The organism is Sphaerisporangium sp. NBC_01403 (assembly GCF_045040145.1).
Lineage (GTDB): Bacteria > Actinomycetota > Actinomycetes > Streptosporangiales > Streptosporangiaceae > Sphaerisporangium > Sphaerisporangium viridialbum.
Map to the genome: position 1 here is coordinate 2400942 of NZ_CP109534.1, position 23273 is coordinate 2424214.

Below are 23273 nucleotides of genomic sequence, written 5' to 3' on the forward strand. Positions count from 1 at the left end.
CGAAGACGCTTCCGCCCGATCAGCTCGGGGTCGGCCGAGGACGCTGTCGGCTCAGCGGGGTGACCTGGATGTGTGGTCCCCATCGGAGGGCGCATTCCCGCCGGTACGGCTTGGCGAAGGCGTGCAGCAGGATGAAGCGGGGCACCGCCGGCACGACCCGCACGACCACGTCATAGCCCTCCGGATCGAGGCTGTCGATCAGCCAGTGGCCCTCCCGGCCGAGTTCCCTCTTGGACCTCGTCGCCACATGATGGGTGTTCGTGTAGGCGTCCCAATGTGCCCGGGTGATGCTGCGCGAGACGATCGGCATCATCTCCTCTTCTTCCCGTCGCAGATGCGGGTCGAGAACGGATCGCAGCGACTCGATCACACCGACGAGACCTTCCCGGGCCGTGCTGGAGCCGTCGGCCGCGTAGGCAGCGGCGGCCTTCTCCACCCGGTCGATCTCCGGAGCGATCCGAGCGTGATCGGCATCCATCTGGTCCAGCAGGTCGCCGGCAGCGGGATTGCGCGCCCGCACGATGGGCCACAGGCCCTGATCTTCGCCGATGTGGTGGCCGTGCAGGAATTTCATCAGCCACTCGACATGGGCCGCGATGGCCACCCGCTGCCGCTCAAGCGGGGGCGGCGTAGACGAGAGCGCCCTCGTGGTCCGCTCGAGGTCGCGGCGTAACGCGCCGTGGATGATGCCCATTATTCGCGTATCGGCCGGTCGGTCACTGTTCGCCGTCATCGAGGCGGCTCCCTTCTGGATGGTCAGGGTTTCTCTGGATGATCTCCACCAGCCCGTCCGCCGGGCGGCGCTCCAGCCCGACTGCCGGATCGAATTCTTGGCACCCGTACGTTCTAGAAGACGACTTTGGCTTGGCGGACGACGGTGAGGGCGGCCTCTGTGCCGGATACAAGTTCCAGCGGCACGTCGTCGTCGCGACCGGACAACGCACGCATGTATGCCACAGTGTCCGTTCGGACGACCGCCGTCGGCTCGCCCGAGCCGATCAGCCACGAGCCACCCCCCGGGCCGGCGAGCTCCAACACGACCGGTGCCGCGGACCAGGCCAGGGCCAGGTCGCGGATGACCTGCTCGACGATCTGCCGGTCGTGATCCCCGATGGTGATCTGCCGCCCCGCCGCCCGGGCCAGGTCGATGCGATGCATCCACAGGTCACGGTTGTAGATGACGTCGAGCAGGTAGCCGACGGCCAGCGGCGGTACACCGGGTATGCCAGCGTTGATCTTGATGCGGCGCATCGGGCTCGGCCTCTGCCGGCGGGCGCGTACGGCGCGAGGCCACAGCAGCGCGAAGCGTTCGACCAGTGCCGGTCCGGCTTCGGCGGCGTGGTCGTCGATCTGCACGGCCATATGAGCGTCCAAAGCGATCTTGCCGGGGTATCGGCGTCGTCCCACCAGTTCCCGCCGCAGCATCGTGCCGAGGTGGATGTTGTCTTCGCACTGGGCGACGAGGTGGGCGACCATGGTGCGCACGTCCCATTCGCCGCAGTCGGTGGGACGCCTCCAGTCGCCGTCGCGAAGCGCTCCGAGCAACGCGAGGGTGGCGCGGCCCTCGGCCTCGGCGATCACGGCCGACTGGTCGCGGTCGGTCTGCGGCAGGTGCGCGGCTTCCGTGAAGGATTCACTCATCGGGCTCGCCCTTCTCAGCGGCGTAGTAACGGAAGAACATATCCAGTGCCTTAGGCGTGAGCCGGGTGAAGCGTCCCTTTCCGGCCGGCGCGGACGGTTCGTTGGAGAGCTGCTGGCTGATCACACCGGACATCAGCACCGTGAAGAGGGCGACGCCCTCCTCGCTCGCGGCGGCAGGCGCCAGTTGTCCGGCGTCCACAGCCGCCCTCAGCGCCTCACCCAGGACCTCCAGCTGCCGTACGGCGGGCCCGAACGCCTGAGGGGAAGGCTCGAATCCGGGCACCGGTCGCCAGTACAGGAGCTGCGCGAGCACCGGGTTGGCCACCACCCAGGCGATGGTGGCCTCCTGGCCCGCGGCGATGGCCCTTCGCGGATCCTCGGCGAGCCTCGGTAGGTACGGGTCCAGGACTTCGACCATCTGTCGCGTCCCGCGCTCGAACAGCGCGTCGTAGATGGCCAGCTTCGACGGGAAGTACTGATAGAGCGACGGTGGGCGCATGCCTACGCGCCGTGCGACCTCCGCAAGGCTGAGCGCGGCCACGCCCTCTTCGCCCATGACCTCGATCGCGGTGTCGAGGATCTCCTGAACGGTCTCGTTGCGCCGACGGAGCCTACGATCTTCCCTCATGCCACTAGTAAAACCTAACGACATTAGGCAAGTCAACTCCTGTTTGGAGATTGGAAGACGCCCTCCAGCGTGGCGCGGCGGGCGGCGACGTCCCCGACCGGCGGGGCGTGCTGTCGGCGGCCGCGGCGGCGAAGGGGGCGAGGGCCTCGGCGACCTCGGGGTCAAGGGTGAAGGACATGACGGTCCTCCTTCGCGAACGAGCGATGTACTCGGGATGAGCGGCGTGCTCGCGGTGGATGGTGTGCCCGGGGACGTCCACGCACGCCTTGTCGATCTTGGTGCCGGGCCATCGCGTCGGGCCCGGTACGCACCGGAGGTGTGCGCACCGGGCCTGGAGGAGGTCAGCCGGCGATGCGGCTGGCGATTTCGGCTCGGATCTTACGGGCGGCGGTGACCAGGTTGTTCAGGGAGTCGCGGACCTCAGGCCAGCCGCGGGTCTTCAGACCGCAGTCGGGGTTGACCCACAGCCGCTCGGCCGGGATGCCGTCGAGCCCCTTGGACAGCAGGAGGGACACCTCTTCGACGCTCGGTACGCGCGGGGAGTGGATGTCGTAGACCCCGGGGCCCACCTCACGCGGGTAGCCCGCCCCGGCCAGTTCGTGGGCCACCTGCATGTGAGAGCGTGCGGCTTCCAGGCTGATGACGTCGGCGTCGAGGTCGTCGATGGCGGCCAGGATCTCGCCGAACTCGGCGTAGCACATGTGCGTGTGGATCTGGGTGTCCGCGCGGGCGCCGCTGGTCGTCAGGCGGAACGCCTCGGTGGCCCAGGCCAGGTAGGTCGGCCGGTCGGCGGCGCGCAGGGGCAGGGTCTCGCGCAACGCGGGCTCGTCGACCTGGATGACCGCGGTGCCGGCGGCCTCCAGGTCGGCGACCTCGTCCCGTAGCGCCAGGGCGACCTGGCGCGCCGTCTCGGCCAAGGGCTGGTCGTCGCGGACGAAGGACCAGGCGAGCATGGTGACGGGCCCGGTGAGCATGCCCTTGACCGGGCGGCTCGTCTGGGACTGGGCATAGCGGGTCCAGGCCAGGGTCATCGGCTTGGGACGCGAGATGTCCCCGGCCAGGATCGGCGGGCGAACGTACCGGGTGCCGTAGGACTGGACCCAGCCGTGCTGGGTGGCCAGGTACCCGTCGAGCTGTTCGGCGAAGTACTGGACCATGTCGTTGCGTTCCGGCTCGCCGTGCACCAGGACGTCGATTCCCGCCTGCTCCTGGAAGGCGAGGACCTCGCGTATCTCGGCGGCGATGCGCTCGTCATAGGCCGCGGCGTCGATGCGTCCCGCTCGCAGGTCGGCTCGGGCGACCCGGAGCTCGGCGGTCTGCGGGAACGAGCCGATGGTGGTGGTCGGCAGCAGGGGCAGATCAAGCCGGGCGCGCTGGGCGGCGGCCCGTTCGGCGTACGGCTGGGGACGGCGCGCGTCGGCGGAGGTGACGGCCGCGCTGCGGGCCCGTACGGCCAGATCCCGGGTGAGCGGCGAGTTCGCGCGGGAGGCCAGGGCGGCCCGGTTGTCGAAGAGCTGGTCGGCGATGGCGGGGGTGTCCTGGGTGAGTGCCCGGGTGAGGGTGACGACCTCGGCGGTCTTCTGCCGGGCGAAGGCCAGCCAGCGGGCGACCTCCGGTTCGAGCTCTGCTTCGGCTCTGGCGTCGAGGGGGACGTGCAACAGGGAGCAGGAGGTCGCCACGTCCACGCGGTCGGCCAGGCCCAGCAGGGTCGCCAGCGTCGCCAGCGACGCCTCCAGGTCGTTGATCCAGATGTTGCGGCCGTCCACGACGCCGGCGACGAGCCGCTTGCCGGGAAGGCCTCCCGCACTGGCGAGCAGGTCCAGGTTGGCCGCCGCGGGCCCGGTGAAGTCCAGGGCCAAGCCCTCGACGGGCGCGCCGGCCAGGATCGGAAGGGCCTCGCCGAGGTGGCCGAAGTAGCTGCCCACGAGGATCTTCGGCCGGCCCTCCAATTCGCCGAGTTCCCGGTAGGCGCGGGCGACGGCGTCAAGGACGGCGGGCGGCTGGTCCTGGACCAGGGCGGGCTCGTCGAGCTGCACCCACGTGGCGCCCGCGGTCCGCAGGGCCGCGAGCACCTCGGCGTAGACGGGGAGGAGCCGGTCCAGCAGGGTGACGGGCTCGAAGTCCTGTGCGACGCCGGGCGCGGGCTTGGCGAGCAGCAGGTAGGTGATGGGACCCACCAGAACGGGCCGAGGATCGTGCCCGAGCGCGAGGGCTTCGCGCAACTCGCCGACGGCCTTGGCGGGGTCGGCGGTGAAGGCGGTCTCCGGCCCCAGCTCGGGGACCAGGTAGTGGTAGTTGGTGTCGAACCACTTGGTCATCTCCAAGGGCGCGACATCCTGGGTGCCACGGGCCATCGCGAAATAGCCGTCGAGCGCGTCGGCCCGGACGGCCGCGCGGTGGCGTTCGGGGATCGCCCCGAGCATGACGGTGGTGTCCAGCACGTGGTCGTAGAGCGAGAAGTCCCCGGTGGGGACCTCCTGGATGCCGGCGTCGGCAAGCTGCCGCCAGGTTTCCAGGCGCAACTGCGCGGCGATGCGACGCAGGTCGCCGGCGGTGACCCGGCCCGCCCAGTAGCCCTCGATCGCCTTCTTCAGCTCACGGTCCGGCCCCTGACGCGGGTAGCCGTGGACGGTGGCGATCGATGAGGGGGTGGTGGAAATCTCAGCCACGAACTCTCCTTCGCGAGTCACGTATGGACATCGCGGCCCCGGAGAGGCGGAGATACGGCCGATCGGCACGCGTGCGGGTGCAAGCCTGCTGGTCCGCCGGCCCGCCCTCGAGGCCATCGACGTCGCCGCGCGCGGTCGCGCGCGGGCAGTGGCAGGTCTTCGGACTCGCGAGCACGCCGGGGCTTACCGAGCCCGGGCACCTACTGGCCGTCGCTTCCCTGACCCGATATCCGGATCCAGTGCGTGTGACGGCGGTCGTTCCCACTCACCGCTGCGGGGCAGTCCCGGAATTGGACGAGCTTGCGAGCAGAGCAGGCAAGCGCTTCCGCACCGGGTTCCCTCTTACGACGCCACTGCCTGGCCGGCAGGGCGAACCGACTGCGCGTCCAGCCTAAGCGCAACCGGCTCCCAGGCCAACATCCTGATCCGCGCACCCGGTGACAGAGCAACCCCGGACAACTCGGCGCCACGCACGCCTGGTGGGCCGGCCGTGCGGGAACGGCAGACTTGCCCCTGTGAAGAGAATCCTCATCATCGGCGTGGGCGCCGGGGACCCCGAGTACCTGACCATTCAGGCGGTCAAGGCCATCCAGCGGGCCGACGTCTTCTTCCTGCTGGACAAGGGGGAGGAGAAGGACGAGCTCATCCGGTTGCGGCAGGACATGATCGAGGAGTACGCCCGGGGACCCTACCGCGTCGTCCAGGCCCGCGACCCCGACCGCGACCGCACCAGCCCCGCCTACGCCACCGCCGTGCGGGACTGGCGCACGCGCCGCGCCGACCTCTACGAGCGGCTCATCCTCCACGAGCTGGGCGAGGACCAGACCGGCGCCTTCCTCGTCTGGGGCGACCCCTGCCTGTACGACAGCACGCTGGCCATCATCGAGGACGTTGCGGGCCGAGGCGGCGCGCGGTTCGGCTACGAGGTGATTCCCGGGATCAGCAGCGTGTCCGCCCTGGCGGCCAGGCACCGCACCACCCTGACCCAGGTCGGCCGGCCCGTACGCATCACCACCGGCCGCCGGCTCTCCGAAGCCGCCTCCGAGACGGCCGGCGACGTCGTCGTCATGCTCGATGCCCACTGCGCCTTCGCCGGGCTTCCGGACGCTCCCGATCTCGACATCTCCTGGGGCGCCTATCTCGGCACGCCGGACGAGATCCTGGTGTCCGGCCGTGTCCGCGACGTCGCGGAGCACATCCACGAGCTACGGACGCGAGCACGCGAACGCAAGGGCTGGATCATGGACACCTACCTGCTGAGACGCCGTTCCTGACGGCCACACGCCCGGGACGCCACGATCGTGTCGTCCTGGACCGCCCCGGGCCTGGGCCAGGGACCAGGACACCCACAGGGGGGTGGCGCAGAGCAGCCGGCCGGGGACCTGGTGACGTCGTCGGTGAAGCGGCGGCGTGCCGGTCAGAGCCGGCGGAAGGCCGGCGGCTCTCCGGGTGAGGAGCACCCGGGCAGGGGCCGGTCGCGGGGGAAGGCATAGCTTTGGGCGAGAACGCATCAACCCGCGACTGTTCAGGTGGTGAACTGATTGATCCGCGACCCGCGCCGGATCCTGGTGACCGGCGCGGCGGGCAGGCTCGGGCGTGCCACGCTCGGCCTGCTCGCCCATGAAGGCGTCCCGGCGACCGCACTGGACCTCGACGACCCCGGGAACCTTCCGGCCGACCGGGTGGTGACCGGCAGCGCGGAGGATGTGGAGGCCGTGCGCGCCGCCCTGGACGGGGTGGACACCGTGATCCACTGCGCCGCGCTGGCGGCGCCGAGCCTCGGCACGGCGGAGCAGGTGTTCGCCGGGAACACCCGGGCCACCTTCGTCGTCCTTGAGGAGGCGGCCCAGGCGGGCGTGCGGCGGGCCGTGATCGCCAGCAGCTTCTCGGTACTCGGCCTGCCCTGGTCGCCGCGCGAGCTGCATCCGGCGTACGTGCCGATCGACGAGAACCTGCCGCTCCAGGTGGAGGATCCGTACGCGCTGTCGAAGCAGGTGGACGAGGCGACCGCCGCGATGATGGCCCGCCGCTACGGCATGGACTCGGTGGCGCTGCGCTTCCCCCTGCTCGGCGGACCGGCCGACCAGCTTCCCGGCCGGGCGGCGAACTACGCCGCCGATCCTCGGTCGGGCGCGCACGAGCTGTGGACCTATCTCGACACCAGGGACGCCGCCCGGGCGAACTGGCTCGCCGCGACCCGCCCGGTGACGGGCGCCCAGGTGCTGTTCGTCGCCGCGCCGACGACCCTGGCCCCGCAGCCCACCGAGGAGCTCCTCGACCGGTTCCACCCCGGCGCCGAACGACGGGCACCCCTGCCGGGCCGTACGGCGCCCATCGACGTGAGCGCCGCCGCCGCCCTGCTCGGCTTCCGTGCCGAGCACCTGTACCCGGTCGAGCCGGCCTCCGACCTGGTGATCCCGTGAGCGCGCCCGTGGACGGCGTGATGCCGCAGACCCAGGCGCCCTGGCCGGCGCGCGACGGCCTCCGCGTCACCGGCGTACGGCCGATCGTGACCGCGCCGGAAGGCGTCCCGCTCGTCGTGGTGCGGGTCGACACCAACGACCCCGGGCTGTACGGCCTCGGGTGCGCCACCTTCACCCAGCGGTTCCACGCCGTCGCCACGACCGTCGAGCGGCACGTCGCGCCCATGCTGATCGGCCGGCACCCGGCCGACATCGAGGACATCACCCGCATGGTGCACCTGTCGTCCTACTGGCGGGGCGGCCCGGTGCTCAACAGCGCGCTGTCCGGCGTGGACCAGGCGCTGTGGGACATCGCGGGCAAGCGTGCGGGCATGCCCGTCTACGAGCTGCTGGGCGGGCGGGTGCGGGCGGCGGCCGAGCTGTACCTGCACGCGGGCGGCGCCTCGATGTCCGAGACCATCGCCGAGGCCCACAGGATCATCGCCGACGGGTTCCGGCACGTCCGGGTGCAGGTCGGGCAGCCGGGGCTCGGTAGTTACGGCGCGCCGGGGAAGGGGGGCGGCTACCCCGGCCGCCCCAACCCCGACGGCTGGGACGTCCAGCACTACCTGCGCACCACGCCAGAGCTGATGGCGAGGGCACGGGCCGAGCTGGGGGAGGAGATCGAGCTGCTGCACGACGTGCACCACCGGCTCACGGTGAAGCAGGCCGTCGGCCTGGTGCGCGCGCTGGAGCCCTACCGGCTGTTCTTCCTGGAGGACCCGATCCCGCTCGAGCTGTACGACCGGCTTCCCGAGGTACGGGCCGCCGCGCCGATGCCGATCGCGGTCGGCGAGCAGGTCTCCTCGGTCGCCGACGCCGCCCGCCTCGTCACCGGGGGCGGCGTCGACCTGCTGCGCGTGCACGTGTCGGCGGTGGGCGGGCTCACTCCCGTACGCAAGCTGGTGGCGCTGTGCGAGCTGATGGGCGTGGGCACCGCCTGGCACGCGCCCGCCGACGTCTCGCCGGTCGGCGCGGCGGCCAACGTGGCGCTCGACGTGACGACCCCGGCGTTCGCGATCCAGGAGGGGCACGTCTACAACGACGCGACCCTGGAGGTCTTCCCCGGCACGCTCGTACCGCGCGGCGGCTACCTGTACCCGAGCGACGCGCCCGGCTGGGGCGTCGACCTCGACGAGGCGGCGGCGGCCGCCCATCCGCCGGTGACGCACCTGTTCGAGCGCTGGGCAGCCACCGTCCGCCGTCCCGACGGCGGCATCGAGGCGCCATGAGTAAGGGCCGGGCGCCCTCCGCTGGGGAGGGCGCCCGGCCCCGCATATCGGTGTCACCGCCCGCCCACGGCCCCGGCGCCTTCGCCGGCCGGGCGAGCGGTCAAGGACCGGCGATTCCTGGATGATCCGCTGGGCACGGTCTCCCGTGCCTAGACATTGAAGATGCTCACTCCTCCGGGCCCGACCAGCAGGCCGACCACGATGAGTACCACGCCCCACAGGATGTCACGGCGGGCCAGCAGGACGTAGATGCCAGAGATGACGAGGACGACTGCGAGGATCCACAACAAGGTAGCCATGACCAGGCCGCTGCCCGGGCGCCGGACCGGTAAACGGGACCGGCCCGCCTAAGCGGTCACGTCAGTCGTCGTCGCATTCCTCGTCGTCGTCCTGCCCCGGCGCGTCCTCCTCCGCCTTCTCCTTCTTGGAGCTCGGCTTCCTGTGCTTCTTCGGGACGATGACGATGACCTTGAGGGTGATGTTGCAGATCTTGGCGTGCTTGCACAGCGCGTTCTGGACGGTGGTCGCCCCGCCCGCGGTGCTGGCCGAGGTGTGCTGGAAGCCGCGGTTGCTCGAGGGGCTATTGACGGAGAAGATGTTGCGGTTGCGGGTGCCGTTCCCGTCGTGGCTGCGCACCCCGCCGCGGTCGTCATCGTCGCCGCCGCCGTCTCTCGCGGTGTGCTGCGTGGAGGGGCGTTCCGCGCGTGCGCTCGCCGGGGACGGCGTGATCACCCCGATGAGCGTCGTCAGAGCGGCTACACCCGCAAGAAAGCACACAGCGACGGTTCTCCGGGCGAGACTAATCCGGTAATGCTGACAAATCATTGTTTGTCGCCCCCTGCTGGATCGGACTGAGTCCAGGCAGGGAGTTCCCTCGATCCAGACCCGATCGCCAACATACCGGCTATCGGGGCGTAGGTCGCGTTCCCGGTGATTCACCCCCAGATTATTACCGCATCATTGCCCTGGGTAATGGTTAAATCCGACAAGCTATCTGCAAACCTGATGAATAACGAAATAGACCACGTGCCGGAATGGACCTTCCGGGCGACGCACTACCGATGCTTCCGGAGGTTCAATCGGGCCTTCTGGACGATCTTGCAGATACGCACCTTCTTCTTGCAGATGGCCGACTCGGTGTGGCTGTTTCCGCCCAGGGTGGTGTTCGACACGTTCTGCAGGCCGGTGATGACCGTGGGGCTGAGGATCTCCGAATAGCTCTTGTTGCCCCGGCCGTTTCCGTTGCGCATGTGGATGGGGCCGTGGTCGTCGGTCACGAGGGCCGCCAGGGAGCGCCGGGGAGCCGCCCCCGTCCCCGCGCTCGCCTGTGACGGTGACGCGACGGCCGCCGCCGCGGCGATCACCAGCGCGGTCAGCGCCAGCCGCCGTACGTGGACGGGCACATCGGTAAGCGGGCTCTCCGCGCGGTGACGAGTCATCTCGCTGGGCACCTGCCCCTTCAGGTCTTATGGCGGCGGGTACTTGGATTGGTCGGCATTTGGGCGATGTCAACTCCATACCCGCGCCCGCAGGCCGAGTGATCCACGGCGACGATGATTACCTGGGCTTTGTCATAAAACGCCGGAACTCGTCAGCCTCGGACGAGGGCCCGCGAGGCCGCGAGGGGCGATCAGATCCCGGCGGCGGCCGGGGGTGTAAGAACAAAACAGGCATCAACCAGACGTATTCGCGTCGTCACCTTATGCTGTGGCCTATCGGGGATGCCCCCTCTCGGCGTGACCGGTGATCACTGCCCGGCGATGACCCGGCCCGGGCTCTGAAGGGGTGTGCAGCCGGGTCGCCATCGTCCGCACGGACGACGAATCGAACGCGAGGGACGGCAATGGCAGTTAAGGGCGGCCAGTGCGGCAGATGTCGCGGAGTTCTCACCGCTATCGATCCCGGCCGCTACACCCTGGTCCGGGCGCGGCTCATCCTCACCCACGGCTACTGCCAGTGCGCCGGTGAGCGGGCCGACTTCACGACTGCTCAGGCAGGCGCTCCCGCGGAGGCTCCCGCCGCCGTGCGGCACATCAGGGCGAGGCCGTACGCGAGCGCCTCCCGCACGGCCGAGCCGCCGCGGAACGGCGACGGCAGGGCGGAAGGCTCCGAGGGGCAGGCCGACCGGCGAGCGCAGGGGGCCGGAGCGGCGCGCTGACCGCCTGAGGGCATCCGGGGGTGGCCCGCCCTCAGGTGCCGGGCGCTCCCGGCCGTTCCCCCGCGAACACCGCGGCGCGCCGGCGGATCTGCTCGGCCCTGGCGTGATGGGAATGGTCGTCTTCACGGGCGGGGGCTCCGGTGCGCGGGACCGCTCCCGCCTCCAGGGCGGCGTGGGAGACGGCCAGTCGCTCGTGGACCTCGGCGAGCGTCGCCAAGGTGACCTGGATGCGCGCATGCAGCGTCTCCAGCCGCTGCCCGGCCTCCTTGCGCAGCCGCTCGGACCTTTCGAGCACCGGTCGCATGGCATCCCTTGCGACCGGGCCGCCCTGTCCGGCGGCCTCCGGCCACGTCGTGCCCGCGGGCGTGGGCACCGCGTCCGTACGGGCCGGGGCGCCGGTGCGGGCCCGGGTGGCGCGCTCGGGCCCGAGGCGGCGGAAGACCCCGACGTGCCGGCTCGGCGCCACGGGCCCGCCCGCGTCCATCCCGGTCTGCTCGCGGGCGATGACCTGGGGGAAGCCGGGGTCGTCCGGCGGCCAGAGCATGCCGAGCAGCCTGGCGACTTTCGGGGAGGCGGCGATCACCAGCTTGCCCCCGGCCGCGAGGAGGTCGGAATGGGTGCGGGCCAGCGCCCTGGCTCCTGCGATGTCGCAGAACCGCAGCTCGCCGGCGTTGACCAGGATGTGAAGGACCCCGCCGGCCACCAGGCGCCGCAGCGCGGAGTCCAGGCGGTCGCAGTTGGCGGCGTCCACCTCACCCGTCAGCGTCACCACAGCCGTGTCCGCATGACGGTGAACAAGATGAACGGACATCTCCATTGAGCCTCAAATCATCTAAAAGACGCTTGCTCGGTCCCGCGATTCAATGTTAGGCGCACGACGACCGGATATCGGCCTGATGTGGCCGACGCGACCGACGGCATGGCCGAGGAGGCCGAGCAGGCCAGGGAGGCGCCGCGCCATGCGGAGGCGTCAATCGCGTATCGGAGGGGCGGGGAGCGGCGCAGTCCCCTCGGTACGGTCGCCGGCGGGCCTAGGCTAGAGCACCGTGACGCCGGGCCAGGACCGCGAGTTCCACGATCTCCTTTTCATGCTGAGGGAGACTCGGGGATTTGATTTCTCGGGATATAAGCGCACCACTCTCATGCGCCGCGTCGGCCGGCGGCTCGAGGCGCTCAACCTCCGCGACTACGGGGAGTACCGCGACTATCTGGAGCTTGAGCCCGATGAGTACAACAGGCTGTTCGACAGCCTGCTGATCAACGTCACCGGCTTCTTCCGCGATCCCACCGCCTGGCAGACCCTGCGCGAGGTCGTGGTCCCGTCCCTGCTGGCCGGCAAGGGAGAGAGCTCGGCGATCCGTGTCTGGAGCGCCGGGTGCGCCACCGGCGAGGAGGCCTACAGCCTGGCGATGTTACTGGCCGAGGAGCTCGGCATGGAGCAGTTCCGCCGGCGGGTCAAGATCTATGCCACCGACCTGGACGAGAAGGCCCTGCAGGTCGCCCGCTCCGCCCTGTACAGCGAGCGCAGCCTGGACGAGGTCCCCTCCGAGCTGCGCGCCGCCTACTTCGAACCGGTGGAGGAGGGCTTCGCCTTCCGGCGTGACCTGCGGCGCCAGCTGATCTTCGGGCGCAACGACCTGACGCGGGACGCGCCGATCTCCCGGGTCGACCTGCTGCTGGCCCGCAACACCCTGATGTACTTCAACTCCGAGACGCAGCGCGGCATCGTCCGGCGGTTCCACTTCGCGCTGTCCGATCCCGGCTACCTGTTCCTCGGCAAGGCCGAGATGCTGCTGAACCACGGCGACAAGTTCGCGCCCGTGGAGCTGCGCATGCGGGTGTTCAAGAAGGTCGGAGCGTCACCGATCGGTGCGCGGGCACCATGGGGAGGCGGCACGATGTCGCCGCATCGGCAACCACACGACTTGGCGCTCCAGGCGGTGGCGCTCGCCTCCGGCCCGGTCGCCCAGATCGTCATCGACCGCTCGGGGAACGTCGCGATGGTGAACTCCCTCGCCGAGATGTTGTTCACCCTGAACCCGCGTGACATCGGGAAGCCGTTCCAGGACCTGGAGGTCTCCTACCGGCCCGCCGAGCTGCGTTCGGTGATCGAGCAGGTGCGGCTGGAGATGCGGCCCGCCGACCTCCAGGACATCACCTGGTACCGCCCGAGCGACAAGGAGGCGAGGGTCTTCGACATCTCCGTCGTCCCCCTCCTCGACCGGCCGGGCGGAGAGCTGGCGGGCGTCGGCATCAACTTCCACGACGTGACGCACTACCGCAGGCTCCGCGACGAGCTTCAGCAGGCGAACAGGGAGCTGGAGCACGCCTACGCGGAGCTGCAGTCGCTGAACGAGGAGCTGGAGACCACCAACGAGGAGCTCCAGTCGACCAACGAGGAGCTGGAGACCACCAACGAGGAGCTCCAGTCCACGAACGAGGAGCTGGAGACCATAAACGAGGAGCTCCAGTCGACCAACGACGAGCTCCAGCAGATCAACGACGCGCTGAACTCCCGCAGCGAGCAGCTCGACCAGGCCAAGGACTTCGTCTCCTCCGTCGTGCGCAGCCTCGGCGACGCGGTCACGGTGGTGGACGCCGACCTGCGGGTGCTGGTCTGGAGCTCGGGCGCCGAGGACCTCTGGGGCCTGCGGCACGACGAGGCGGTCGGCCGTCAGCTGACCGAGCTGGACATCGGCCTGCCGGTCGCGACGTTCCTGCCCCAGCTGCGCCGGCCCCCGGGCGCCCCGCCCCCCGCGAGCCGGCGCACCACCGAGATCGTCGTGGACGCCGTCAACCGGCGCGGGCGGCCCGCCCGCATCAAGGTCGAGCTCTCGTGGCTGTACGCCGAGGACGCCTCGCCGAGGGGGGTCATCCTCGTGATGAACCTTCTCCCCGGCGAGTGAGCCGCGTCGTTCACTCCGGCTTCTCCGGCGGCTCCTCCTCGGCGGGCAGGGTGAGGACGAAGCGGGTGCCGCCCGTGTAGCCGGTGTCCAGCTCGATCTGGCCGCCGTGATAGGCCATGATCTTGCGGCACAGCGCGAGCCCGATGCCCGTGCCCCCGTACTGGTCGCGGTTGTGCAGCCGCTGGAAGATGAGGAAGATCTTCTCGGCGAAGCGCGGCTCGATGCCGATGCCGTTGTCCGTCACGGTGATGCGCCACACCTCCTCGGCGCGCTCGGCCTCGATGACGACCACGGGCTCGCGGTCGGGGTGGCGGAACTTCAGCGCGTTGCCGATGAGGTTCTGCCACAGCATCACCCACTGGGTGGGGTCGCCGCTGATCACCGGCAGGTCGCCCACGTCGACCCTGCCGCCGGAGTCCTCCAGCCGGGCGCCGAGATTGCGCAGAGCCAGGTCCACGGCGCCGTTGAGGTCCAGCCGCACCGACTCGGCGTTGAGCCTGCCGATGCGCGAGAAGTTGAGCAGGTCGTTGATGAGCACCTGCATCCGCTTGGCGCCGTCGACGGCGAAGTGGATGTACTGCTTGGCCCGCTCGTCGAGGCTCTCGCCGTAACGCTGCTCCAGCATCTGGGTGAAGCTCGCGACCTTGCGAAGCGGCTCCTGCAGGTCGTGGCTCGCCACGTAGGCGAACTGCTCCAGCTCGCTGTTGGATCGCCTGAGCTCCTCGGCCTGCTGGGCGAGCAGCTCGCGCGACTGGCGGGTCTCCTCCAGCTCGGTGACGATCCGCCGCCGCATCGCCTCCATGTCGCGGGCCAGCGCCGCGACGTCGGCGGGACCGCCGGTGTCCACGTGGTGGCCGAAGTCGCCCGCAGTGACCCTGCGCGAGGCGACGCTCAGCCGGGTCAGCGGCCGGAACACCACCAGCCGCAGCAGCACGGCGAGCGCGAGGATGGTCAGCAGGAAGGCCACCACGATGGTGACGAAGCTGAGATCCCTGGAGGTTCTCGCCGAGGCCAGGTCGGCGCGGGCGTCCTCGCGGGCCCGCCCCCACGCCGACTCCTGTGCGGTCAGCGCGGCCCGCAGCGCGTCGAAGGCGTGCCTGCCGGCCTCGGTCTGGCCGGCGGGCACGCTCTCGGCGCCCTGGCGGCGGACGCGTTCGATCATCGGCTCGGCGTGCCGCGTGCGCCAGTCGGCGCTCAGCCGCTCGATCTGGTCGAGGTCACGCAGCATCGGCGCGCCGGGCGCCAGGTCGCGGATGGCCGTGGCGGCCTGCTTCTCGGTCACCTGCCCGCGCCGGTACGGATCGAGGAACTCCTCCTTGCCCGACAGGAGGAAGCCGCGCAGGCCGGTCTCCTGGTCGAGCAGGGCCGTCTGGATGCGCTCGGCCTGGAGCCTGGCGGGGGAGATGACATCGGTCAGCCGGTTGGAGACCTGCGTGGTGTGCCGGAGGACCGCCGAACCCGCCACCGTGGACACGCCCAGCACGATGACCATCACGACGAGCACCAGGTTGAACCAGGCCTGAGCGCTCCAGCGCACGCTCACACCGTGCCCGGCGCGATCTCAACGGTGGGGAACATGCCCGGAATCGTAGCGACACAGGGAGCCGGCGGCCCACTCGACCTCGGCGGTGGCGACGCCCGGACGCCCATCGGGCCGGAGGATCGTCAACCTGTGGGGTGATCGCAGATCAGCCCCGAGGTGGATAGCGCCGGAACCGGTTGGGATTACCCTGCAAATGATCCATCTGGTGTGACGGTTATCTGGAACCGCTTTCACACGTGTCCGAATCCACCCGCTCGCCGGGCCACGGCGTTCCGGTGCCGCTCTCCTGTCATGCCGTGGGGACACGGCCGGGCTTTCCGCTGCCCGGAACTCCCCGGCAGCCCGGTGCGGCACCCGGTCGCCAAGCCCCGATACGCGGGCTTCCCGCCGAGAGAGATGATCGATGAGACCAAGTCGAAGAGGTGAAGGCCGCCGCCGCAGGAGAGCGGCCCGGCTGTCCCGGGCGCTCGCGGCGATGCTGACGCTCGTGGTGACCGCGACCCTGCTCCACGGGGTCCCCGCCTCTGCCTACAGCGAGCCGGAGGCCCAGGACCCCGACGCGATCAACCAGCAGTTGCACGCCATCAGCCTCAGCCTGAACGACCCGCACTACTACAGGGACGTCATCCTCGGCCTGGTGCTCCCGGCCCGGGCGCAGGCGGCGCCGGGCAGGCCGGAGGCCGAGGTCGCCGCCGAGTTCCAGAGCCTGTCGGACTACCTCGACGCGCGGCTCAAGGACGTCGGGAAGTCCCCGTGGGAGAACAAGGTCGCCATCCTGACGACGATCAACCGCGCGGTCTCCGGGGATGCCCGGCTCGCGCCCGCAGCGGCGGCGCTCAAGGAGGCGTTCGCCGGGTTCGGCGCGACACCCGGCCACGAGTACGACAGCTGGCAGAACGCCGTGGCCGCGAACCAGTCCCTCGGGGACTCGGCCGGCGTCGCCCTTTCAGTGCTGAACCAGGCCTCGGCCAAGGCGGTGCGGGGCATGGGCGCCGCACTCGGCGACGACAACGCCTACGTCAAGATCTGGGACGCGCGCGTCGGGGATCCCTCCGGCGTCAGCGCCGGCGCCACGACCGACGAGCTGCTCGCCGGGTCGCCGTTGAAGGACGTGGTGAACTTCGACGCGATCTGGGTCTACGGCAAGGACGACCCCCGGTACAAGGAGGAGATCCTCAAGCAGTTCCATCGCCTGGTCGACAAGGCCAACTGGGAGGTGAAGAACGCGGTCCTGTCGATAGACGACCTGCAGCTCAAGTACGAAGGCGCCTACAAGTGGTCGAGCACCGCGCCGAGCGCCCCCGACGCCGAGAAGGAGCGCATCCTCAAGGAGTCGCAGGCGCGCCAGAAGGTGATCAGCGGTGTCGACGTGGGCGTGACCATCCTCGCCAAGCTGGTGGGCCTGGCCGATCCACCCATGGCCAAGCGGATCGAGATCGTCGGAAAGGCGGCCGTGAAGATCGCCTCGGCGATCAACGAGTACCTTCCCAAGATCGCGGCCATGGGCGCCGTCGAGGCGATCTTCTCGGCGGGGACCGCGGCCTTCACCGGGAACATCATCACCGCGATCAGCGGCCTGCTGCCCCTGTTCAAGGCCGGTCAGCCGAGCCCCGAGCAGATGATGCTCGAACAGCTCGGCAAGCTCCGCCAGGAGGTCGCCGACCTGCACAAGGCCATGGACGAGCAGTTCGCCCGCGTGAACCAGAACCTGAACGTCATCTACGACGGCCTGATGGGCAGGTTCGACGAGGTGCTAAAGCTCCAGCAGGCGTCGGCAGCCCAGCTGACGGCGATCCAGGGGCAGTTGCAGGGCATCCAGCAGAGCGTGGACGTCTGGGCGGCCGAGATCATCAAGTCGCTCCAGAACGGCGAGCTCAAGGACGCCCGCGCCGGGATGAACGAGTACATCGGCTACGAGGCGACGCACTCGCAGCCGATCCCGACGTTCGAGGAGTACGCCCACGTGGTGAACGACCTGCACTTCGCGGCCGTCACGCAGGCGCGCGAGGAGCCGTTCGTCCCCAGCCCCACCTCCTACCAGCAGCATGCCGGCAGTCCCGTCGCTGTGATCGACACCTACGGCAGCTCCGGCGGGGCCAACGGCTTCCTGAGCTGGTACGGGAGGCAGAACTACGCCTGGCCCCAGCAGGCGTCCGGCTCTCCCAACCTGGCCGCCTGGCTCACCATGGCCAACGGCTTCACGCGGCTGGCCTCGGAGAACCCCGGCTACGCGAAGCGCATCAACGCCCAGCGCACCGCGGACATCGTCGCCGCGGGCCTGGACATCGACAAGGCGGCCCAGAAGCTGAGCGAGCCCCTCAACCCGCCCGCGGCCGATGGTACGTACACCAACCCGCTGTTCAAGGGGCTCACCAGGGACTACAAGGACGCGGTCGCCGGGCTGTCGGCGAAGCTCGTCCCGCTCCAAAAGGAGTACACCGACGCGAAGGGCTACAAGCTCTTCGGCACGCCCGACCAGGCACCGCCGGCCGGCACGTCGCCCGCTACTCCCGAGAACCTCTCGACGTGCCCGGGGACCACCGTGACCAAGGACATCCGCACCCCGGGCGTCGTCTCCCTGGCCCAGATGCCGAACGCGGTGCTCATGGCGAACTACGCCCTGCCCGAGGCCGACCGTCCCGCGCTGTCGCTGTGCTACCAGGCGTTGCTGACGAACAAGGGCGCGCACGGGGAGGGTCAGATCCTGGAGCAGTGGGCCGATCTCGCGGTCACCGTGAAGATGCGGCTCACCTGGCCCGACGGCAAGGTGGAGACGTTCCGCACCTGGACGCAGACCCAGCCTCTCGGCGTGATCTGCCGCACCCGCCTCGGGGTGCCGCTCCCCGGTGACCCCACCGTCTACTTCTGCCACGATCTCGCGTACTACCTCGACACGTGGGTGACCGGCGGCTACCGGCAGGTTTTCGACGCCGAGTCGACGTTCACCAGTGACGACGCGGTGCTCGCCGCCGCGCGGGACAAGGTGGCCAGGTTCCTCACCGGGCGCCAGAAGGCCTACTACGACAGGGTGGTCGCCGAGCTGACCGCCCCCGGCCGGCCCCTGTCCGACGCCAACGCCCAGGTGACCAAGAGCATGCGACTGCTCCAGGCCTACACCGAGTCCGGCTGGGCGACCGCGCTCCGCCAGGACGAGATCATGCAGCTGATGCTGGGCGGGACCGAGCGGCTGCCTTCGGACCTCGGCGGCGACCCGCTGATCACCGACGTGTTCCGCAGGGCGCAGCAGAGCTACGCGGGGTGCGACCCCGTGGGCGGGGCCGGCTCGGCCTGCGCGAGCCCCGTCTCGTTCGACCCGTTCGTGGGGCAGTCGCACGAATGGCTGCGCGACTGCCTGAGCTGGTACGACAGGAGCCCGCTGCCAGCGGAGCTGTGGACGGGCGACCCGCTCGCCAACACCGTCCTCGGCTTCTCGCGGCACGCCGCGGACGTCCTGCTCTCACGGTACGAGAAGCACTCCAAGGAACTCGCCTCCGGCGTCTACGCCGAGGGCGTCCCCGAGGTCAAGAACATGATCGCGGTGGTGGAGAGCTTCGACGCCGTCCTGCGCGCCCCGGCGGCGTAGGAACCGGCATCCGCGAGGCGCGCGGGCCGGCCGTACGGCCCGCGCGCCTCGTCACCGGCGAACCGCTCGCACAACCCACCGCCCGCGAAGGGCAACCAGAGGAAGACCTATGCGAAGAAGAACCGCGGCAGGCCTCGCCACGGGCCTGCTGGCCCCGCTCCTGCTGGCCATGGCGGTCCTCCCGGCCCAGGCCGGCACGTCCGCCCGTAACGCGGCACCGTCCGCGACCGCTCCCGTCGACGTCGTCCGGGCCGCCGGGAAGGACCCGGGCGGCAAGCCCGGGGGAACCGGCGAGACCAAGGGATCAGGAAAGTCCAAGGGGCCGGGAAAGACCAAGCCGTACACGCCCACCGAGGCCGACCGCAGGGCGCTCCCGGCGCTCGCCGGGAAGAAGGCCGCCGGCCCGGCGACGACCAGGCTGGACAAGCCCCCGGCCGGCTTCCCCTCGGCCGAGCCGCCGAAATCCGCGGCTCCCGGGCAGAGCTCCCTGGCCGCCACCGTCGCCGGGTACTTCGACGAGATCAGGTTCGAGCCCGGACTGGCCCGGCTCAGGGGGTGGGCGCTCAACCAGCCGGCTCCCGCCAACGCCGTCCAGGTCGTCGCGAGAAAGGAGACGGGGGAGCAGAACTGGGGTGTGGCCAACGCCTACAGGCCCGACGTCGGGAACGGCGACTACCACGGCTTCGACTTCACCGTCCCCCTCCCGGCGGCCAGGGGAGCGCACACGATCTGCGTGCAGGCGTACGTGAGCTACACGTACACGAACCTGGGCTGCATCGGTTACGACACGCGCCCGTTCGGCATGATCGAGCGGCAGGACACGGTGCCGGTCTCCAGCGGGCGGTTCTCCGTCCTGCGCGGGTGGCTGATCGACCCCTACACCTACGGCCCGGCGCAGGTCGGCGTCATCAGGGACGGGACGCAGGTGCTCACGGTGCCCGCTCAGCTCACGCACCAGGGTGCGGCTCAGGCCTACCCGGCCTACGGGCCGAGCCACGGCTTCGAGGTGTGGGTGAGGCACGATCTGCCGAACGGGAAGCACACGATCTGCCTCGACGGCTCCGCGGGGGGCGTGAAGACCTCCCTGGGCTGCAGGGACCATGACGAGGACCACGGCGTCCAGGGAGCCCTGGACGAGGTGACCTGGCAGGGCGAGAACGTGCTGGTCAGGGGCTGGACGCTCGACCTCGACACCACCGACTCCCTCTGGGTGTCGATCAGCGCGGGCGGCAGGATGGTCAAGACCGTCCCCGCGAACGTCTCCCGTCCGGACATCGGCGCCGCCTTCCCGCAGTACGGAGCGCTCCACGGCTTCGAGGCCACCGTTCCCGCCGCCCTGGACGAGCAGGAGATCAGCGTCACGGCGAAGAACATCGCCATGGGCGCCGACGTGACGTGGAGCAAACTCTACGACGGCTCGTCGGGGCCGTGCCGCTGCCTCAGGGAGAACTTCGAGTCGGGCTCGCTGGGCAAGTCGCTGTACTTCCGGGCGCAGGGGCAGCTCACGGCGGACCCGGCCAGGCTGGTGTCGGGCAAGTACTCCTCGTACGGCGAGGCCCCGGCGACGCAGGAGTGGCAGGAGTTCCTGTGGTCGGACCCGGCCAAGCTGAAGCTCGCGCCGCTGACCTCCTACACGGTGACCTTCAAGTACCGGCTGCTCGGGCCGGACGGATCCCCGGCCCACCCGTACGTCCTCGCGCGCACCGCGAGCGGCGGGATCGCGCAGGACGCCGGGTTCACCAAGTGGGACGAGACCTCTGACGGTGACGTGAAGACGGCTTCGGTGACGTTCACGACCAAGAACTTCGCCGACTACTACCTGATCTGGGGGCTGAACAAGGGCGGCGCCATCGCCGTCGACGACATCGTGCTGAACGGCTCGACCAGGCGCGGCTGACGCCGCCCGGGGACAGCCGGGGGACATGGCCGTGACGGGCGGGTGCCATCACCGGCGCCCGCCCCTCACGGCCGCCGTCCGGGCCCGGCGGCCCGGTGCAAGCGGTGATCAAGCGCCGGGCGCTACGGTCGCGGGGTGTCGGACAACGCGGCGTTCATCGTGGGGACCATCGGCGCGATCATGGCCGTTCTCGGAGGCGCGGTCATCTTGAACGCGCGCGACTTCCGCAGGCGGGGGCGGCGCGGGCGCGCCCAGGTGGTGCGGCTGCACGCGGTCCGGGCCGGCGGCACCCGGAGGGAGAGGCGGCTCAATTCGGTCTACCACCCGGTTCTGCGGTTCACGACCGAGGATGGCGAGCAGATCGAGGCCGAGTCCCCTGTGGGCAGCAACCCGCCGCCCGCCAGGCCCGGCGACCGGGTTCCGATCATCTACGACCCGGCCGACCCCACGCAGGTGCGCATCGACAGCGTGCTCGGCGGCGGGGCCCTGCTCGGAGCGCTCCTCGCCGGCTTCGGCCTGCTGCTCCTCGTGCTCGGGGTGCGTGCGGGCGTCGCCTTCCTCTAGACGCGTCAGGGGGTGGTGGGCGGGCTTGATCCGGAGGTGAGCGCGGCGCTAACCGCCGGCTGCGCGGCCGTTCACCTATCTCTCTGTAGTTTCGTGACTACTCAGAGTGATAGGAGGGACGTCCGTTGGCCACTGCCTGGCGACGGCTGGCCGGCTTCAACGGGCGGGTCCGGCTGCTTCTGCTCAACCAGTTCACCGTCAAGCTCGGCTTCAACCTGCTGATGCCGTACCTGGCGAGCCACCTCACCCAGGGGCTCGGGTACGCGGCGTGGGTGGTGGGCCTGGTGCTCAGCGTGCGCAACATCAGCCAGCGGGGGATGTGCCTGGCCGGAGGGCACCTCGCCGACCGGCTCGGCTGCAAGCGGGCCATCGTGGCCGGCTGCGCGCTGCGCACGGCGGGCTTCGCGCTGCTCGGGGTGGCCTGCACCATTCCGACCCTGCTTGCCGCCTCCGCGCTGACCGGGTTCGCCGGGGCGCTGTTCGACCCCGGCGTGCGGGCGTACCTGGCGCAGGAGGCGGGCGACCGCAGGGTGGAGGCGTTCGGGCTGTTCAACATCGCCGGGCAGGCCGGCCTGCTGCTCGGCCCGCTGGCCGGGCTCGCCCTCGCGGGCCTGGACTTCCGCGCCGTCTCGGTCGTGGCGGCGGCGCTGTTCGCGGTGCTCACCGTGCTCCAGGCGCGGGCGCTTCCCGCGCGGGCGGGCGGCGCGCCCGCTCAGGGACAGGCCTGGCGGACGGTGCTCACCAACCGCCTGTTCCTGGCGTTCTCCCTCGCCATGACCACGTCGTACGTGCTGTCCTTCCAGGTCTACCTGGCGCTGCCGCTGGTGATGGGGGACGCGCTCGGTGAGGAGCAGGACATCGGCATGGGCCAGATGTTCGCGCTGTCCGCCCTCGTCGTCATCGTCGGCCAGCCGAGGGTCACCGCCTGGGCGCGCCGGCGCTGGTCCTCCACCCAGAGCCTGGTGCGCGGCCTCGCGGTGACCGGGGCCGCGTTCGTCCCGCTGGTGGTCGTCGGCTCGCCCGCCGCCCTCCGCACCGGCCCCGAGGAGCTGGGGGAGCTGGTCGGGATCACGCCGATCCTGCTCACCGCGGTGCTGCTCGCGCTCGGCACGATGCTGATCTGCCCGTTCGAGATGGACGTGATCGTCGTCCTGGCCCGGGGCCGGCTGGTGGCCACCCACTACGGCCTGTACGCCACCGTGTCCGGCGTCTGCATCACGCTCGGCGGCCTCGCGACGGGGGCGATGTGGGACTTCGCGGGCGGGCACGGGGTCCACCGGCTGCCCTGGATCGCCATGGCCGTGGTCGGCCTGTGCGGCGCGGCCGGCCTCGCCAGGCTGGAGAGCACCGGCCGCCTGCTCCAGCCGGCGCCTCCCTCGGCATGACGCCCCGGCCGGGGTTCTACAGCAGCTTGTCCAGGCGCCCGTGGCCGGTGGCTCCGGTTGGGACCATGCCGTGACCACTTGGACGGCGAAACGGGCTCAGGGGGGACTACCGTTTACGGAGTGGAGGAGATCGATCGCCAAATCGTGACGCTGCTGGCCGCGGACGGGCGCATGAGCTTCACCGACCTCGCCAAGGAGACCGGCCTGTCGGTGTCGGCCGTGCACCAGCGGGTGCGCAGGCTGGAGAAGCGCGGCGTCATCAGGAGCTACGCCGCCCTGGTCGACCACGACGCGATCGGCCTGCCGCTCACCGCGTTCGTGTCGATCAAGCCCATCGACCCCTCCGCCCCCGACGACGCCCCCGAGAAGCTGGAGCACCTGACCGCCATCGAGGCCTGTCACAGTGTCGCGGGCGACGAGAGCTACATCCTCAAGGTGCGGGTGAGGTCCCCGATCGCGCTGGAGCACCTGCTCCAGCAGATCAGGGCCTCGGCCAACGTCTCCACCCGCACCACCATCGTGCTGAGCACCCCGTACGAGCACCGCACGCCCGACCTCACGGCCGGCACCTCCTAGCGGTCGCGCGGCGGCGGGGGTCCCCGCCG

Annotated in this window: 20 protein-coding genes and 1 riboswitch; of the genes, 11 read left to right on the plus strand and 9 right to left on the minus strand. The window is 70.5% G+C overall.

Translation table 11 applies throughout. From position 1 onward, the window contains the following. Nucleotides 1–19: 19 nt before the first annotated feature. The 3 genes from OG589_RS10595 to OG589_RS10605 form a co-directional block, all read right to left on the minus strand. Nucleotides 20–733, minus strand: coding sequence for a hemerythrin domain-containing protein (locus OG589_RS10595; protein WP_405148292.1), 714 nt, complete (start codon nt 731–733; stop codon nt 20–22). 113 nt (nt 734–846) lie between these two features. Beyond that, nucleotides 847–1641, minus strand: coding sequence for a maleylpyruvate isomerase family mycothiol-dependent enzyme (locus tag OG589_RS10600; RefSeq protein WP_405148294.1), 795 nt, complete (start codon nt 1639–1641; stop codon nt 847–849). Next, nucleotides 1634–2269, minus strand: coding sequence for a TetR/AcrR family transcriptional regulator (locus OG589_RS10605; protein WP_405148296.1), 636 nt, complete (start codon nt 2267–2269; stop codon nt 1634–1636). The genes OG589_RS10600 and OG589_RS10605 overlap by 8 nt, the downstream gene beginning before the upstream one ends. 50 nt (nt 2270–2319) lie before the next feature. On the opposite strand from OG589_RS10605, the gene OG589_RS10610 reads away from it, so the two are divergent. Further along, nucleotides 2320–2487, plus strand: a complete 168-nt coding sequence (locus OG589_RS10610) for a hypothetical protein (protein ID WP_405148297.1) — start codon at nt 2320–2322, stop codon at nt 2485–2487. A gap of 123 nt (nt 2488–2610) precedes the next feature. On the opposite strand, the gene metE is transcribed toward OG589_RS10610, so the two are convergent. Next, on the minus strand, nt 2611–4938 hold the full coding sequence (gene metE / locus OG589_RS10615; protein WP_405148299.1) for a 5-methyltetrahydropteroyltriglutamate--homocysteine S-methyltransferase: 2328 nt from the start codon (nt 4936–4938) through the stop codon (nt 2611–2613). 147 nt (nt 4939–5085) lie between these two features. Beyond that, nucleotides 5086–5293: riboswitch (cobalamin riboswitch) on the minus strand. Nucleotides 5294–5453: 160 nt separating this feature from the next. Between metE and cobF the strand changes: the two genes are divergently transcribed. The 3 genes from cobF to OG589_RS10630 all read left to right on the plus strand — a co-directional run bounded on the left by cobF (nt 5454) and on the right by OG589_RS10630 (nt 8632). Next, nucleotides 5454–6212, plus strand: a complete 759-nt coding sequence (cobF, locus tag OG589_RS10620; protein ID WP_405148301.1) for a precorrin-6A synthase (deacetylating) — start codon at nt 5454–5456, stop codon at nt 6210–6212. Between the two features lie 267 nt (nt 6213–6479). Beyond that, on the plus strand, nt 6480–7361 hold the full coding sequence (locus OG589_RS10625) for an NAD-dependent epimerase/dehydratase family protein (protein WP_405148302.1): 882 nt from the start codon (nt 6480–6482) through the stop codon (nt 7359–7361). Further along, nucleotides 7358–8632 (plus strand): enolase C-terminal domain-like protein, encoded by a 1275-nt coding sequence (locus OG589_RS10630; RefSeq protein WP_405148303.1) that lies wholly within the window; start codon nt 7358–7360, stop codon nt 8630–8632. Before OG589_RS10625 ends, OG589_RS10630 begins: the two co-directional genes overlap by 4 nt. Before the next feature lie 149 nt (nt 8633–8781). Here the strand turns inward: OG589_RS10630 and OG589_RS10635 are convergent, their stop codons facing one another. From OG589_RS10635 to OG589_RS10645, 3 genes are all read right to left on the minus strand, one after another. Next, complete coding sequence (locus OG589_RS10635) at nt 8782–8931, minus strand: GPGG-motif small membrane protein (protein WP_358552277.1); 150 nt, start codon at nt 8929–8931, stop codon at nt 8782–8784. Between the two features lie 61 nt (nt 8932–8992). Further along, the gene (locus tag OG589_RS10640) at nt 8993–9364 is read right to left on the minus strand and encodes a hypothetical protein (RefSeq protein WP_405148305.1); all 372 of its coding nucleotides are present in this window, start codon (nt 9362–9364) and stop codon (nt 8993–8995) included. Nucleotides 9365–9687: 323 nt separating this feature from the next. Next, nucleotides 9688–10071, minus strand: a complete 384-nt coding sequence (locus OG589_RS10645) for a hypothetical protein (RefSeq protein ID WP_405148306.1) — start codon at nt 10069–10071, stop codon at nt 9688–9690. Between the two features lie 404 nt (nt 10072–10475). Between OG589_RS10645 and OG589_RS10650 the strand changes: the two genes are divergently transcribed. After that, complete coding sequence (locus OG589_RS10650; protein ID WP_405148307.1) at nt 10476–10790, plus strand: hypothetical protein; 315 nt, start codon at nt 10476–10478, stop codon at nt 10788–10790. 31 nt (nt 10791–10821) lie between these two features. Here the strand turns inward: OG589_RS10650 and OG589_RS10655 are convergent, their stop codons facing one another. Next, nucleotides 10822–11607 carry an STAS domain-containing protein gene (locus OG589_RS10655; protein WP_405148309.1) on the minus strand — a complete coding sequence of 262 codons (786 nt, stop codon included), beginning with the start codon at nt 11605–11607 and terminating at the stop codon, nt 10822–10824. A 229-nt stretch (nt 11608–11836) separates the two neighbouring features. On the opposite strand from OG589_RS10655, the gene OG589_RS10660 reads away from it, so the two are divergent. Continuing rightward, complete coding sequence (locus tag OG589_RS10660) at nt 11837–13696, plus strand: CheR family methyltransferase (protein WP_405148310.1); 1860 nt, start codon at nt 11837–11839, stop codon at nt 13694–13696. A gap of 10 nt (nt 13697–13706) precedes the next feature. Here OG589_RS10660 and OG589_RS10665 read toward each other — a convergent pair whose 3' ends face one another. Continuing rightward, complete coding sequence (locus OG589_RS10665) at nt 13707–15233, minus strand: ATP-binding protein (RefSeq protein WP_405148311.1); 1527 nt, start codon at nt 15231–15233, stop codon at nt 13707–13709. 409 nt (nt 15234–15642) lie between these two features. Between OG589_RS10665 and OG589_RS10670 the strand changes: the two genes are divergently transcribed. From OG589_RS10670 to OG589_RS10690, 5 genes are all read left to right on the plus strand, one after another. Beyond that, nucleotides 15643–18822, plus strand: a complete 3180-nt coding sequence (locus OG589_RS10670; RefSeq protein ID WP_405148313.1) for a hypothetical protein — start codon at nt 15643–15645, stop codon at nt 18820–18822. A gap of 109 nt (nt 18823–18931) precedes the next feature. After that, nucleotides 18932–20719: a hypothetical protein gene (locus tag OG589_RS10675; protein WP_405148315.1), complete on the plus strand. Its 1788-nt coding sequence runs from the start codon at nt 18932–18934 to the stop codon at nt 20717–20719. Between the two features lie 135 nt (nt 20720–20854). Beyond that, the gene (locus tag OG589_RS10680) at nt 20855–21283 is read left to right on the plus strand and encodes a DUF3592 domain-containing protein (protein WP_405148317.1); all 429 of its coding nucleotides are present in this window, start codon (nt 20855–20857) and stop codon (nt 21281–21283) included. Nucleotides 21284–21408: 125 nt separating this feature from the next. Beyond that, on the plus strand, nt 21409–22668 hold the full coding sequence (locus tag OG589_RS10685; protein ID WP_405148319.1) for an MFS transporter: 1260 nt from the start codon (nt 21409–21411) through the stop codon (nt 22666–22668). 120 nt (nt 22669–22788) lie between these two features. Continuing rightward, a complete protein-coding gene (locus OG589_RS10690; protein ID WP_363921502.1) occupies nt 22789–23244 on the plus strand; it encodes an Lrp/AsnC family transcriptional regulator in 456 nt (151 codons plus the stop codon). Nucleotides 23245–23273: the final 29 nt, after the last annotated feature.